Annotated in this window: 9 protein-coding genes; 6 read left to right on the top strand and 3 right to left on the bottom strand. The window is 70.3% G+C overall.

Annotation, left to right across the window (positions count from 1 at the left end; translation table 11 throughout):
- The first annotated feature begins 230 nt into the window (after positions 1–230).
- The 3 genes from EDD92_RS20095 (at position 231) to mfd (ending at position 7,446) form a co-directional block, all read left to right on the top strand.
- A complete protein-coding gene (locus tag EDD92_RS20095) occupies positions 231–1,019 on the top strand; it encodes an ABC transporter ATP-binding protein (protein WP_123965601.1) in 789 nt (262 codons plus the stop codon).
- Positions 1,016–3,598 (top strand): ABC transporter permease, encoded by a 2,583-nt coding sequence (locus tag EDD92_RS20090; RefSeq protein ID WP_123965600.1) that lies wholly within the window; start codon positions 1,016–1,018, stop codon positions 3,596–3,598. Before EDD92_RS20095 ends, EDD92_RS20090 begins: the two co-directional genes overlap by 4 nt.
- A 317-nt stretch (positions 3,599–3,915) precedes the next feature.
- The gene (gene mfd, locus EDD92_RS20085) at positions 3,916–7,446 is read left to right on the top strand and encodes a transcription-repair coupling factor (protein ID WP_123965599.1); all 3,531 of its coding nucleotides are present in this window, start codon (positions 3,916–3,918) and stop codon (positions 7,444–7,446) included.
- Between the two features lie 99 nt (positions 7,447–7,545).
- Here mfd and EDD92_RS20080 read toward each other — a convergent pair whose 3' ends face one another.
- Complete coding sequence (locus EDD92_RS20080) at positions 7,546–7,731, bottom strand: antitoxin (RefSeq protein WP_123965598.1); 186 nt, start codon at positions 7,729–7,731, stop codon at positions 7,546–7,548.
- A 224-nt stretch (positions 7,732–7,955) separates the two neighbouring features.
- Here EDD92_RS20080 and EDD92_RS20075 point away from each other — a divergent pair, with 224 nt between their 5' ends.
- Positions 7,956–8,681, top strand: coding sequence for an HNH endonuclease family protein (locus EDD92_RS20075; protein ID WP_123965597.1), 726 nt, complete (start codon positions 7,956–7,958; stop codon positions 8,679–8,681).
- Positions 8,682–8,700: 19 nt separating this feature from the next.
- Here EDD92_RS20075 and EDD92_RS20070 read toward each other — a convergent pair whose 3' ends face one another.
- Both EDD92_RS20070 and EDD92_RS20065 read right to left on the bottom strand, forming a co-directional pair.
- Positions 8,701–9,426, bottom strand: a complete 726-nt coding sequence (locus EDD92_RS20070) for a hypothetical protein (RefSeq protein ID WP_123965596.1) — start codon at positions 9,424–9,426, stop codon at positions 8,701–8,703.
- A 247-nt stretch (positions 9,427–9,673) separates the two neighbouring features.
- Positions 9,674–10,357 (bottom strand): hypothetical protein, encoded by a 684-nt coding sequence (locus EDD92_RS20065; RefSeq protein WP_123965595.1) that lies wholly within the window; start codon positions 10,355–10,357, stop codon positions 9,674–9,676.
- Between the two features lie 209 nt (positions 10,358–10,566).
- Between EDD92_RS20065 and EDD92_RS20060 the strand changes: the two genes are divergently transcribed.
- Complete coding sequence (locus tag EDD92_RS20060) at positions 10,567–12,729, top strand: N-6 DNA methylase (protein ID WP_123965594.1); 2,163 nt, start codon at positions 10,567–10,569, stop codon at positions 12,727–12,729.
- A gap of 129 nt (positions 12,730–12,858) precedes the next feature.
- Positions 12,859–13,449, top strand: coding sequence for a hypothetical protein (locus EDD92_RS20055; RefSeq protein WP_123965593.1), 591 nt, complete (start codon positions 12,859–12,861; stop codon positions 13,447–13,449).
- Positions 13,450–13,458: the final 9 nt, after the last annotated feature.

Below are 13,458 nucleotides of genomic sequence, written 5' to 3'. Positions count from 1 at the left end.
GGGGGTTGTCCCCCGGAATGATGCAGTACGTCGCTGGGGAGCCGGTGAGGGGTGGTTGACCGAACCGGCGGGGGTGGGGTTTTCCCCAGCACAAGAGGGTGCCGAGCACCAGCGCGCCGGATGCCTCTCCGACGCCAGACTCATCCACGTAACCAGCACAGCACGACCGGCAGGACCGGGCCGACGCAGCACTCGTGCGTCACCTTCGTAACCGACATAGGAGACTTACCATGACTTCGGCCGTGACCATTCCCAGGCACGGGGGCACTGGAGGGCGTACGGCCGTTGCCGCGCGGGCGCGACAGGTCGTCAAGGCGTACGGGGCCGGCGAGACCCGTGTCGTCGCCCTCGACCACGTGGATGTGGACATCGCCCGCGGGCAGTTCACCGCGATCATGGGCCCCTCGGGGTCCGGCAAGTCCACCCTCATGCACTGCCTGGCCGGGCTCGACACCGTCTCGTCGGGGCAGATCTACCTCGACGAGACCGAGATCACCGGGCTCAAGGACAAGAAGCTCACACAGCTGCGCCGGGACCGGATCGGGTTCATCTTCCAGGCGTTCAACCTGCTGCCGACGCTGAACGCGCTCGAGAACATCACGCTGCCCATGGACATCGCCGGGCGCAAGCCCGACAAGCAGTGGCTCGCGCGGGTCGTCGACACCGTCGGGCTGAGCGACCGGCTCAAGCACCGGCCCACCCAGCTCTCCGGCGGTCAGCAGCAGCGCGTCGCCGTGGCCCGTGCGCTGGCCGCCCGGCCCGAGATCATCTTCGGTGACGAGCCGACCGGAAACCTCGACTCCCGTGCGGGAGCAGAGGTGTTGGGCTTCCTGCGGCGGTCGGTCGACGAGCTCGGGCAGACCATCGTGATGGTGACGCACGACCCGGTTGCGGCCTCGTACGCGGACCGTGTGCTGTATCTCGCCGACGGCCGGATCGTCGACGAGATGTACAAGCCGACCGCGGACGCCGTCCTCGACCGTATGAAGGACTTCGACGCCCGGGGGCGTACGTCATGACCGTGCTGAAGACTTCGATGCGCAACTTCTTTGCGCACAAGGGGCGCATGGCCCTGTCGGCGATCGCCGTGCTGCTGTCGGTGGCCTTCGTCTGCGGGACGCTCGTCTTCACCGACACCATGAACACCACCTTCGACAAGCTGTTCCAGGCGACCTCGTCCGATGTGACGGTGAGCGCCAAGGGCGCCTCGGACAGCGGCGAGACGACCTCCGGCAACGGCAGGCCGCCGGTCATGCCGGCCTCCGTGGTCGCCAAGGTGCGCGGGGCACAGGGTGTCAAGTCGGCGGAGGGAACCGTCTTCTCCACCTCCGTGACCGTCGTGGACGCCGAGAAGGACAGCCTGTCGCCGTCCAGCGGCGCCCCGACCATCGTCGGCGGCTGGAACGGCAACGACGCCCGCACCATGAAGATCACCTCCGGTACGGCGCCCAAGGGCCCGGACCAGGTGATGGTGGACCGCGACACCGCCGACAAGCACCACCTCGAGCTCGGTGACGACATCGGCGTGATCAGCGCGGTCGGCACGCACCACGCGAAGATCTCCGGCATCGCCGACTTCCAGGTCACCAACCCCGGTGCGGCGATCTTCTACCTCGACACGAAGACCGCACAGCAGACGCTCGTCGGGAAGACCGGCGTCTTCACCAACGTCAACGTCACGGCCGCCTCCGGGGTGACCGACCCGCAGCTGAAGAAGAACGTCGTCGCGGCGCTCGGCACCGGCTACAAGGTGCAGACCGCCAAGGAGACCGCCGACGCCAACCAGAAGGACGTCGAGGGCTTCATGAACGTCATGAAGTACGCGATGCTCGGCTTCGCCGGGATCGCCTTCCTCGTCGGCATCTTCCTGATCATCAACACCTTCTCGATGCTGGTCGCCCAGCGGACCCGCGAGATCGGCCTGATGCGGGCCATCGGGTCCAGCCGCAAGCAGGTCAACCGGTCGGTGCTGGCCGAGGCACTGCTGCTGGGTGTGTTCGGCTCGGTGCTGGGGGTCGGCGCAGGTGTCGGCCTCGCGGTCGGCCTGATGAAGCTCATGGGCCAGATGGGCATGCACCTGTCGACCAGTGATCTGACGGTCGCCTGGACGACCCCGGTGGTCGGCCTCCTGCTCGGCGTCGTCGTCACCGTCCTCGCCGCCTACCTGCCCGCCCGCCGGGCCGGCAAGGTCTCCCCGATGGCCGCACTGCGCGACGCCGGCGCCCCCGCCGACGCCAAGGCGGGCCGCATACGGGCCCTGGTGGGCCTGGTGCTCACCGGCGCCGGCGGCTACAGCCTCTACCTGGCCGCCAACGTCGACAAGGCCCGCGACGGTTCGCTCTGGCTCGGCCTGGGCGTGGTGCTCTCCCTGATCGGGTTCGTCGTCATCGGCCCGCTGCTCGCGGGCGGCGTGGTGCGCGTCCTGGGCGCCGTACTGCTGCGGGCCTTCGGACCGGTCGGACGGATGGCCGAACGCAACGCGCTGCGCAACCCGCGCCGCACGGGTGCCACGGGCGCCGCCCTGATGATCGGCCTCGCCCTGGTCGCCTGTCTGTCCGTGGTGGGCTCGTCGATGGTCGCCTCCGCGACCGACCAGCTCGACAAGACCGTCGGCACCGACTTCATCATCCAGTCCGACAGCGGCCAGCTGGTCACGCCGCAGGCGGTCAAGGCCGTGAAGGACACCCCGGGGCTGGCGCGGGTCACCGAGTACCGGACGGCCGAGGCCGACTACACCACCCCCGACGGCAAGACCCTCAAGGACACCGACATCACGGCGGCCGACCCGACGTACGCGACCGACCTGCGCAAGAAGACCGTCGCGGGGAACCTCAAGGACGCCTACCTTCCGGACTCGATGTCCGTGCACGAGAAGTTCGCCAAGGCCCACGGCATCCACCTCGGCTCGAAGATCGACGTCAGGTTCAAGGACAGCGCCACCACCGCACACCTGACGGTGCGCGCGATCACCACCAGCGACGACGTGATCGACCAGGGCGCGAAGTACACCTCCATCGCCACGCTCGCCAAGTACGTGCCGGCCGACAAGATGCCCTTGGACCAGCTGGTCTTCGCCACCGCCAGGGACGGCCGGCAGGACGCCGCGTACAAGTCGCTGAAGTCCGCGCTGCACGACTACCCGCAGTACAAGGTGCGCGACCAGACCGACTACAAGCAGGCGCTGAAGGACCAGATCGGCCAGCTGCTGAACATGATCTACGGCCTGCTGGCCCTCGCGATCATCGTCGCGATCCTCGGTGTCGTGAACACCCTGGCGCTGTCGGTGGTCGAGCGGACCAGGGAGATCGGCCTGATGCGGGCCATCGGCCTGTCGCGGCGGCAGCTGCGCAGGATGATCCGCATGGAGTCCGTGGTGATCGCCCTGTTCGGCGCCCTGCTGGGCCTCGGGCTGGGCATGGGCTGGGGCGCGACGGCCCAGCAGCTGCTCGCCCTGGAGGGCCTGAAGGTCCTCGAGATCCCGTGGCCGACCCTGATCGCCGTCTTCCTCGGCTCGGCCTTCGTGGGCCTGTTCGCAGCACTGATCCCGGCCTTCCGGGCAGGCCGCATGAACGTACTGAACGCCATCGCCACCGAATAGCCACCGCACACGGGGGTTGCGGGGGAGCGCCCGGTGCCGGTGAGTCCTGGGGGACTCACCGGCACCGGGCAGTTGCCTGTTTCTTTCTCGGTGCCGGCCAGTGTCCTTCAGCCCGTCCGGTGTTCGAGGACGAGGCCGTCCAGGCCGAAAGCGGGGGGCTGCGGGCGCAGCCCCCAGGACGGGACGGGCAGGGGCGGCGGGGGCGAAACCCACAGCCCCCGACACCCGCCCGAGCATCGACGTACGCTGGAGACCCCCCGGCCGGTCACCGCGTCGGGCGATTCGCGTTGCCCACCCCCGGACGAAAGCCGCCCCGAATGAGCCTGCACGGTCTGCTCGACGCCGTCGTCAAGGACACCGCCCTCGCAGAAGCCGTCAAGGCGGCCACAGACGGCAACCGCATGCACATCGACCTCGTCGGTCCCCCCGCCGCCCGCCCCTTCGCGATCGCCGCACTCGCCCGCGAGACCGGCCGCCCCGTGCTGGCGGTGACGGCGACAGGACGCGAGGCGGAGGACCTTGCCGCCGCCCTTCGCTCGCTGCTCCCGTCGGACGGCGTCGTGGACTACCCGTCCTGGGAGACGCTCCCGCACGAGCGGCTGAGCCCCCGCAGCGACACCGTCGGACGACGCCTCGCCGTCCTGCGCCGCCTGGCCCACCCCCGCCCCGACGACCCCGAGACCGGCCCGGTCTCCGTCGTCGTGGCCCCCGTACGGTCCGTGCTGCAACCGCAGGTCAAGGGCCTCGGAGACCTGGAACCGGTGGCTCTGCGCACCGGCCAGACCGCCGACCTGAACGAGATCGTGGAGGCCCTCGCCGCCGCCGCGTACGCGCGCGTGGAGCTCGTCGAGAAGCGCGGCGAGTTCGCCGTACGAGGCGGCATCCTGGATGTCTTCCCGCCCACCGAGGAACACCCCCTGCGCGTGGAGTTCTGGGGCGACGACGTCGAGGAGATCCGCTACTTCAAGGTCGCCGACCAGCGCTCCCTCGAAGTCGCCGACCACGGCCTGTGGGCCCCGCCCTGCCGTGAACTCCTGCTCACGGACGACGTACGTGCGCGTGCGCGTGCCCTCGCAGAGCAGCACCCGGAGCTGGGCGAACTGCTCGGCAGGATCGCCGAGGGCATCGCGGTCGAGGGCATGGAGTCCCTCGCGCCCGTCCTGGTCGACGACATGGAGCTGCTGATCGACGTCCTGCCCAAGGGCGCCATGGCCGTCGTGTGTGATCCGGAGCGGGTACGCACGCGTGCCGCCGATCTGGTGGCGACCTCGCAGGAGTTCCTGCAGGCGTCCTGGGCGGCCACCGCGGGCGGTGGCGAGGCCCCCATCGACGTCGGCGCGGCCTCCCTCTGGTCCATCGCGGACGTCCGCGACCGGGCCCGCGAGCTGGACATGATGTGGTGGTCGGTCTCCCCCTTCGCCGCCGACGAGGACCTTGACGCAGACACCCTCAAGCTCGGCATGAACGCCCCCGAGACCTACCGCGGCGACACCGCCAAGGCCCTCGCCGACACCAAGGGCTGGCTCGCCGAAGGCTGGCGCACGGTGTACGTCACCGAGGCGCACGGCCCGGCGGCCCGCACCGTCGAGGTGCTCGGCGGCGAGGGCATCGCGGCCCGCCTCGACGTGGAACTCGGGGCGATCTCCCCGTCCGTCGTCCACGTGGCGTGCGGCTCGATCGACTACGGCTTCATCGATACGACGCTGAAGCTCGCCGTCCTGACCGAGACCGACCTGTCCGGCCAGAAGGCGGCGGGCAAGGACGGCGCCCGGATGCCGGCCCGCCGCCGCAAGACCATCGACCCGCTCACCCTGGAGGCGGGCGACTACATCGTCCACGAGCAGCACGGCGTCGGCCGCTACATCGAGATGGTGCAGCGCACGGTCCAGGGCGCCACCCGCGAGTACCTGGTCGTCGAGTACGCCCCCGCCAAGCGCGGCCAGCCCGGCGACCGGCTCTACATCCCCACCGACCAGCTGGAGCAGATCACCAAGTACGTCGGTGGCGAGGCCCCCACCCTGCACCGCCTGGGCGGCGCCGACTGGACCAAGACCAAGGCACGCGCGAAGAAGGCCGTCAAGGAGATCGCGGCCGACCTCATCAGGCTGTACAGCGCGCGCATGGCGGCCCCCGGCCACACCTTCGGCCCGGACACCCCCTGGCAGCGCGAGCTGGAGGACGCCTTCCCGTACGCGGAGACGCCCGACCAGCTCACCACCATCGCCGAGGTCAAGGAAGACATGGAGAAGTCGGTCCCCATGGACCGCCTGATCTGCGGCGACGTCGGCTACGGCAAGACGGAGATCGCGGTCCGGGCCGCCTTCAAGGCCGTACAGGACGGAAAGCAGGTGGCGGTCCTGGTCCCCACCACCCTCCTGGTCCAGCAGCACTTCGGAACGTTCTCCGAGCGCTATTCCCAATTCCCCGTCAACGTGAGGGCGTTGAGCCGCTTCCAGACGGACACCGAGGCGAAGACGACCCTGGAGGGGCTGCGGGAGGGCTCGGTGGACGTCGTCATCGGCACCCACCGCCTCTTCTCCTCGGAGACGAAGTTCAAGGACCTCGGCCTGGTCATCGTCGACGAGGAGCAGCGCTTCGGCGTCGAGCACAAGGAGCAGCTGAAGAAGCTGCGCGCGAACGTCGACGTACTGACGATGTCCGCGACCCCCATCCCCAGGACGCTGGAAATGGCCGTGACCGGCATCCGTGAGATGTCCACGATCACGACACCCCCGGAGGAGCGCCACCCCGTCCTGACTTTCGTCGGGCCGTACGAGGAGAAGCAGATCGGCGCCGCGATCCGACGTGAACTGCTGCGCGAGGGCCAGGTCTTCTACATCCACAACCGGGTGGAGTCGATCGACCGGGCGGCCTCCCGCCTGCGCGAGATCGTCCCCGAGGCGCGGATCGCGACGGCCCATGGCCAGATGTCCGAGTCGACCCTCGAGCAGGTCGTCGTCGACTTCTGGGAGAAGAAGTACGACGTCCTCGTCTCGACCACCATCGTCGAGTCCGGCATCGACATCTCCAACGCCAACACCCTGATCGTGGAGCGCGGCGACAACTTCGGCCTCTCCCAGCTGCACCAGCTGCGCGGCCGGGTGGGCCGTGGCCGTGAGCGCGGGTACGCGTACTTCCTGTACCCGCCGGAGAAGCCGCTGACGGAGACCGCCCACGAGCGCCTGGCGACGATCGCCCAGCACACCGAGATGGGCGCGGGCATGTACGTCGCGATGAAGGACCTGGAGATCCGAGGAGCCGGCAACCTCCTCGGCGGTGAACAGTCCGGCCACATCGCGGGCGTCGGCTTCGATCTGTACGTCCGCATGGTCGGCGAGGCGGTCGCGGACTACCGGGCCTCCCTGGAGGGCGGGGTGGAGGAGGAGCCGCCCCTGGAGGTCAAGATCGAGCTCCCCGTCGACGCGCACGTCCCGCACGACTACGCCCCCGGCGAGCGCCTGCGCCTCCAGGCCTACCGTGCCATCGCCTCCGCCAACACGGAGGAGGACATCAAGTCCGTACGCGAGGAACTCGTCGACCGCTACGGCAAGTTGCCCGAACCGGTGGAGAACCTGCTGCTGGTGGCGGGCCTGCGCATGCTCGCCCGCGCCTGCTCGGTCGGCGAGATCGTCCTGCAGGGCACCAACATCCGCTTCGCGCCGGTGGAGTTGAGGGAGTCCCAGGAGCTCAGGCTCAAGCGCCTGTACCCGGGCACCGTCATCAAGCCGGCCGTCCACCAGGTGCTGGTGCCACGCCCGAAGACGGCGAAGGTGGGCGGAAAGCCGTTGGTCGGGCGGGAGTTGCTGGGCTGGGTGGGCGAGTTCCTGGCGTCGATTCTCGGTTCGTAGCCGTTCTGCCGAACACCTGCTGCACATACAGAGCCGTCCGCGGGAGGCGGATTCCGCGGACGGCTTTGTATGCGGCCTCAAGGCTGCTGCGCTGTGGCCTTATGGCTGTTCGGGCCTGTCGCGATCCATGCCGAGCTGTCCCTCGATGCGCTGCTGGGCGTCGTCGACCTGGTTCTCGTACTTGTTGCCCGTTCTCTCGTTGACCTTCCGTTCCCCCGCGTCGGACATGTCCTTGGCCTTGTCCTGCATCTGGCGGTTGCTCTTGAACCTGTCGAAGATGCCCATCCAGAGCTCCTTCCGCAGACGACTCGGGAACGGCGAGACTCAGGAAAGACGAGACTCAGGAACGACGATACGGCCGTTAAGGGTGGAATGCCCACTTTAGAGCGGTCGCGGTCTGGACCTCCTGAGTACCACCGTGCGCCCTGTCGCTACGGTGTGCGCAAACTCGTACGAGGGAAGACCGTCCGTGCGGGGGCGGACTGCTCAGGCAAGGGGAGGGGCGCACCGTGAGGCGTCTTGGGGGCGGGGCCGTGGCCGCCGTCGTGCTGGTGTTGGCCGTGGCCGGGTGCAAGGCGGAGACCAAGACGGGATCCGGCGGGCCGCAGGAGACCGGGGGCGGGGGCGGGGGCGCGGGCGCGGCCCTCACGGCCGCCGAGCAACTGACCGTGAAGGGGCGCGCCCCGAAGACGGGTTACGCCCGCGACAGGTTCGGCGTCGCCTGGGCGGACACCGACTCCAACAGTTGCGACACCCGTGACGACATCCTCAAACGGGACCTGGACGACGTGAAGTTCAGCGACGGCAAGTGCAAGGTGTCGTACGGCGTCCTGGAGTCGGACCCGTACTCCGGCCAGAAGGTGACCTACCGGCGCGGCCGCAGCCTCGTCGACATCGACCACCTGGTCGCCCTCTCCGACGCCTGGCAGAAGGGCGCCAAGTACTGGGACGCGAGCAAGCGCATAGCCCTCGCCAACGACCCGCTCAACCTCCTCGCCGTCGGCGCGAGCCCCAACCGGTCCAAGGGCGACGGCGACACCGCGACCTGGGTGCCGCCCAAGGCCTACCGGTGCACCTACGTCGCCGCCCAGGTCGCGGTGAAGAAGAAGTACGGGCTGTGGGTGACCGCCGCGGAGAAGGCTGCGATGGAAAAGGTCCTCAGGACCTGCCCGGGGCAGAAACTCCCCTCCGGGGGCAACCCGACCCAGGCGCCGGCCCGGTTCCACGCGGACTGACGGGACGGGCAGGGCCCGGCTACGCCTGCTTCTTCAGCGCCGCGAGGACCGTCGTCGTCACCTTCTTCGCGGACGCGGCTCCGTTGTCGCTGCCCGCCGTGGACAGCACGGTGACCACCGAGTTGCCGGAGCGGGCCGCGATCAGCGTGGTGCCGTTCTCCCAGGTGCCGCTCGTCAGCGTCATCGTGTAGGCCTCGTCCCCGAGCCCGGCCGTGGACTTGCCGGTGAGCTTCACCTTGGCGTGCGCGTCGGTGTCCGTGAACGTGGCGCACTCGGTGGCGACGGTCTGCAGGGCCTTCATCACCGAGGCGGCCGTGGTGCCCTGGAAGCTGTCGATCTCCTGGGCGACCTCCTGCGTCTTGTCCTTGCTCGCGTAGTCGTTCTGCGCGAACGACACGCCCCCCTTGTAGCCGCTCACCTGGATCCAGGACGTGGCTTCCAGCCTGGTGCAGTCCGGCTTCGCGGTCTTCCTGGCGGACGGGGAGAGGAACGTGCCGCCGGTGTCCGAGGAGCCGTCGGCCTCGATGGTGAGCCCGACGGGGAAGGCAGACGCGGGCGCCAGCGCCTTCTTCAGCTGCGTTCCGGTGGGCAGACCGGCGTTGGGGTCCTTCGCCTTGGCCGCGGCGCCCTTGGCGGAGGAAGCCGTGCCCCCGTCGTCGGAGGAGGAACCGGACGAGCAGGCGGTGAGGGCCAAGGGAAGTGCTGCGACGGCGAGCAGGGTGGCGACACGAGGCGTGAGACGCATGACAGTCCTTCAGAGGATGGTGTTGACGGGGGGAGTGCACGGCATGCCGTACGCGGGCCGGAAGCGGCCCGGGGCGTGGGGAGTGGGACCGCCCGTGGAAGCCGGTGGAACGGCTCTGTGAGCAGCGAGCGGTAATGGTAGGCGTGGGGTCGGGGCGGCCGAACCCCAGGTGGGGGCCGGGCGGCCGGGGACGCGGCGCCGCGCCGGGTGCCCGGGCCGCGCCCCGGCGGTCACGGGACGGACCGGGTCAGGCCGCCTTCTTCCAGTCGCCGCAGCCGGTGGTCTTGAAGTAGGCGTCGCCCGGGCTGATGGTGACGACGGCCGTGCCGGTCACGTTGTTGTTCGTGATGATCGAGTGGAGCGAGTGGTCGGCGTCCCTGGTCCGCTCCCAGTAGCAGGAGTCGTCCTTGTTGCCGGTGGACCTGTAGGTGCCGGGGGCGATGTCGGAGCCGACTCCGAACATCCCGCCGTCACCGGACATCCTGGCGGCGGGCGTGCCCTTCGCCTTGGTGTCGACGGCCTCCCAGTCCTTGCAGCCGTTCGACTTGAAGAGCTTGTCCGTTGCCTTGACGGTGACGTAACTGGTGCCGCTCACATTGTCGTTGGCCAGGATCGAGTCCGTCTCGCCCTTGGCGTCCTTGGCGCGCTCCCAGTAGCACATGCCGTCGGTGTTGCCGGTGGTGCGGTAGGTGCCGGGCTTGACGTCCGAGCCGACCCGGAAGTCGCCGTCGCCCGCGAACGCGGTCTTCTTCTTCTCGGCGGCCTGTGCCTTACCGCCTCCGGAGCCGTGCTGCGCGGAGGCCGAGGAGTGCTCGCCGGAGTTCGAGCCGGAGGCGGAGCCGCTTGTGTTGTCGCCTGCGTTCGCCGAGACGACGCCGATGACCACCACCCCCACGACGGCGCCCAGCGCGATCTTGCCCTTCATGCCCATGGCGATGTCCCCCCTCGGACGTTCGGATGTGGCGAACCGCCGCTGTCCGGCGGTTGCGGTGCACGGTGTTCGCTGGGTCAATAAGAGCAGATGCTGTGAACCGAGTCAACACAGTTCACGAAGATAAGTGTGTACACGCCGTGAATGCATGGATCTTGCGTACGTCGGTATGCTCGGCGTCACACTGCGACAACGAGGGGAGCCGGCGGGTGCAGGACAACGCGACAGAGGTGACCGCCGCCGGGATCGCCCGGCTGGCCGGCGTCGGCCGCGCCGCCGTCAGCAACTGGCGCCGCCGCCACGCCGACTTCCCCAAGCCCGTCGGCGGCACCGAGACGAGCCCGTCCTTCGCCCTCGCCGAGGTCGAAGCCTGGCTGCGCAAGCAGGGCAAACTCGCCGAGGTCCCACTCCGCGAACGCGTCTGGCAGCAGCTCGCCGGGCATCCCGAGGGTCCCGTCACCGCGTTGACCCACGCCGGCTGCGCCCTTCTGCTCATCCATGACCGGCCGACGGTCTGGCTGGAGGCGAGCGCGGGATCGGACGAGCGGCTGGCGGCGATGTTGACGGGCGCGTTGGAGGAAGTCCTGGTGCCGCGCTTCGGGGCGCCGGTTCGAGGGCGCGGTGTTCACAGCGGATCGACCGGAGGTACGGCGGCGGGTGTGAACTCCACCCTTGCTGTGAACTCCCCGCTTGCCGTGAACACCCCCACCTCAGCCCACGCTCCCGCCTCCGCCCCCACACCACCCGCCGTGCAAGCCCCCTCCGGCCCCCAACTCCTCCCCTCCGCCCCCCTCCTGCGCGGTGTCGCCGAACTCGCCGCCGAATCGGGTGCCCGCCAGACCTTCGAGTTCCTGCTCGGCCGGCACCTCGACGCCAACCCCCGCCAGTACACGCTCACCCCCACCGAACTCGCCGGCCTGATGGCCGACCTGGCAGGTCCCGCCCGCACCCTCCTCGACCCCGCCTGCGGCACCGGAGCCCTCCTGCGCGCCGTCGCCTCCCGCCCCGACCAGGAGCTCTACGCCCAGGACAGCGCCCCCGACCTCGCCGCGCTCACCGCTCTTCGCCTCGCCCTGCATACACAGGCGACCGTGCGCGGCGCCGCGGGCGACACCCTGCGCGCCGACGCCTACCCCGAGCTGCGGGCCGACGCCGTGCTGTGCCACCCGCCGTTCAACGAACGCAACTGGGGCCACGACGAACTCGCCTACGACCCCCGCTGGGAGTACGGCTTCCCGGCCCGCAACGAATCCGAGCTGGCCTGGGCCCAGCACGCGCTCGCCCGCCTGCGCGACGGCGGTACCGCTGTCCTGCTCATGCCGCCCGCCGCCGCCTCCCGCCGTTCCGGCCGCCGTATCCGCGCCGACCTGCTGCGCCGCGGCGCGCTGCGCGCCGTCGTCGCCCTGCCCCTCGGTGCTGCACCCCCGTACAACATCCCGCTCCACCTGTGGGTGCTGCGCCACCCCGACAAGGCGCCCGCGCAGCCCGAGGTGCTGCTCGCCGACACCGGGCAGTACGCCACCGAGGGACGCGGCGGGCCCGACTGGCGTGCCGTGCGCGAGACCGTGCTCGACGCCTGGGGCGCCTTCGACCGCGCCGGAACGCTCGACGAACGCCCGGGCCTGGCGCGGTCCCTGCCCGTCATCGACCTCCTCGACGACGACGTGGACCTCGCCCCGGCCCGCCATCTGCCGCCCCCGGCCGCGACGGACGGCGCCGGCGCGCTCACCGCCGTACGCGAACGACTCGGCGAGACCCTGCGGCTGACCGCCGACCTCACCCCGCCGCCCGCGGACCACGCACAGCCCGCGCCCCGCTGGCCGTTCACCACCGTCGGTGAACTCGCGCGCGGGGGAGCCCTGGTGCTGCGCACCGGCGGAAACGGCGGTCACGCGCGCGTGCCCGTCCTCACCGACCACGACGTCTTCGCCGGAACCGCCCCCTCCGGCGCCCTCCCCGAGAGCGACGAGGAGGCCGTGCTGACGCAGCCGGGCGACGTCGTCGTGCCGGTGCTCGGCGGCGGCTCGGTGGCGCGCGTGATCGACGACGAGACCGCGGGCGCAGCCCTGGGGCGCAACCTCGCCCTCCTGCGCCCCGATCCCGCGGCCCTCGACCCCTGGTTCCTCGCCGGCTTCCTGCGCGGCACCGCCAACAACCGCCAGGCCAGCAGCTACGCCTCCACAGCAACCCGCCTCGACGTGCGCCGCCTCCAACTGCCCCGCCTGCCCCTGGACGAACAGCGGCGCTACGGCGAACGCTTCCGCGCCCTAGACGACTTCGAGCGCGCCCTGAGGCACGCGGGCCGCCTCGGGGAGCAACTCGTGCGCGGGATGTACGACGGGCTGACGGACGGGACGGTCGCACCGGACTGACACGTTCCCCGTCGTGGCAGGTGCCCGGCACGACAACGGTTCGGTGCAACCCGGGACCGGTTGTCCTTGTCGGCCTATACGCTCGGACGCGGTACTTACGTTCGTCCCATCAGGTCTCCAGGAGCAGCCATGCAGGGCCACGGCTACGCCCCGCCCCAGCCGCGTCGACCCTCGACCGCGGTGTTGGTGCTGCTTCGCGTGGTCTTCGTGGCGGTGGCGATCCTCAGCATCGGCTTTCTGGCGTGGGTGGCGACGCTGCGGGCGGCGATCGTGACCCGCAGGCGGACCGACTGGTTGATCTTCGGCGGATCGCTGGCGGTCCTCGGCATCAGTTTCGGGTTCCTCGCCACCGACCACACCGACGACTTCAGCACGCCGAACGGCAACGCGGGCATGATCATCCTGCTGCTCAACGCCGCGGCCTGTGCCGGCTACTACCTGTACGCGGACATACGCCACTTCGCGCCGTATCCCACCGGCTATGCGATGCCCCCGGCCCCTGGCATGGGCTACGGCTACCCGCAGCCCCCGTCGCCGTACGCGGCCACCCAGCCGCAGACGCCCGTGGTGGCCGCGCCGCCCGTCCCCGTACCGCCGCCCCCGCCGCAGCGACCCGCGCCCGCCCGTATCGACCAGGTGCGTGCCGAACTCGACGAGCTCAGCGACTATCTGCGCCGGCACCCCGGCCACAGCGACGGCAACCACGAGGGCGGAAGGTGACCGTGGCGG

Origin of the sequence: Streptomyces sp. TLI_185 (assembly GCF_003814765.1) — a bacterium.
Classification (GTDB): Bacteria; Actinomycetota; Actinomycetes; order Streptomycetales; family Streptomycetaceae; genus Streptomyces.
This window is presented reverse-complemented; position numbering and strand designations above follow the sequence as displayed.

Coding starts and splice junctions, on each gene's coding strand:
- mfd (WP_123965599.1), top strand. CDS start 3,916: ATGAGCCTGCACGGTCTGCTCGACGCCGTCGTCAAGGACACCGCCCTC.
- EDD92_RS20055 (WP_123965593.1), top strand. CDS start 12,859: ATGCAGGGCCACGGCTACGCCCCGCCCCAGCCGCGTCGACCCTCGACC.
- EDD92_RS20095 (WP_123965601.1), top strand. CDS start 231: ATGACTTCGGCCGTGACCATTCCCAGGCACGGGGGCACTGGAGGGCGT.
- EDD92_RS20080 (WP_123965598.1), bottom strand. CDS start 7,731: ATGGGCATCTTCGACAGGTTCAAGAGCAACCGCCAGATGCAGGACAAG.
- EDD92_RS20065 (WP_123965595.1), bottom strand. CDS start 10,357: ATGGGCATGAAGGGCAAGATCGCGCTGGGCGCCGTCGTGGGGGTGGTG.
- EDD92_RS20070 (WP_123965596.1), bottom strand. CDS start 9,426: ATGCGTCTCACGCCTCGTGTCGCCACCCTGCTCGCCGTCGCAGCACTT.
- EDD92_RS20090 (WP_123965600.1), top strand. CDS start 1,016: ATGACCGTGCTGAAGACTTCGATGCGCAACTTCTTTGCGCACAAGGGG.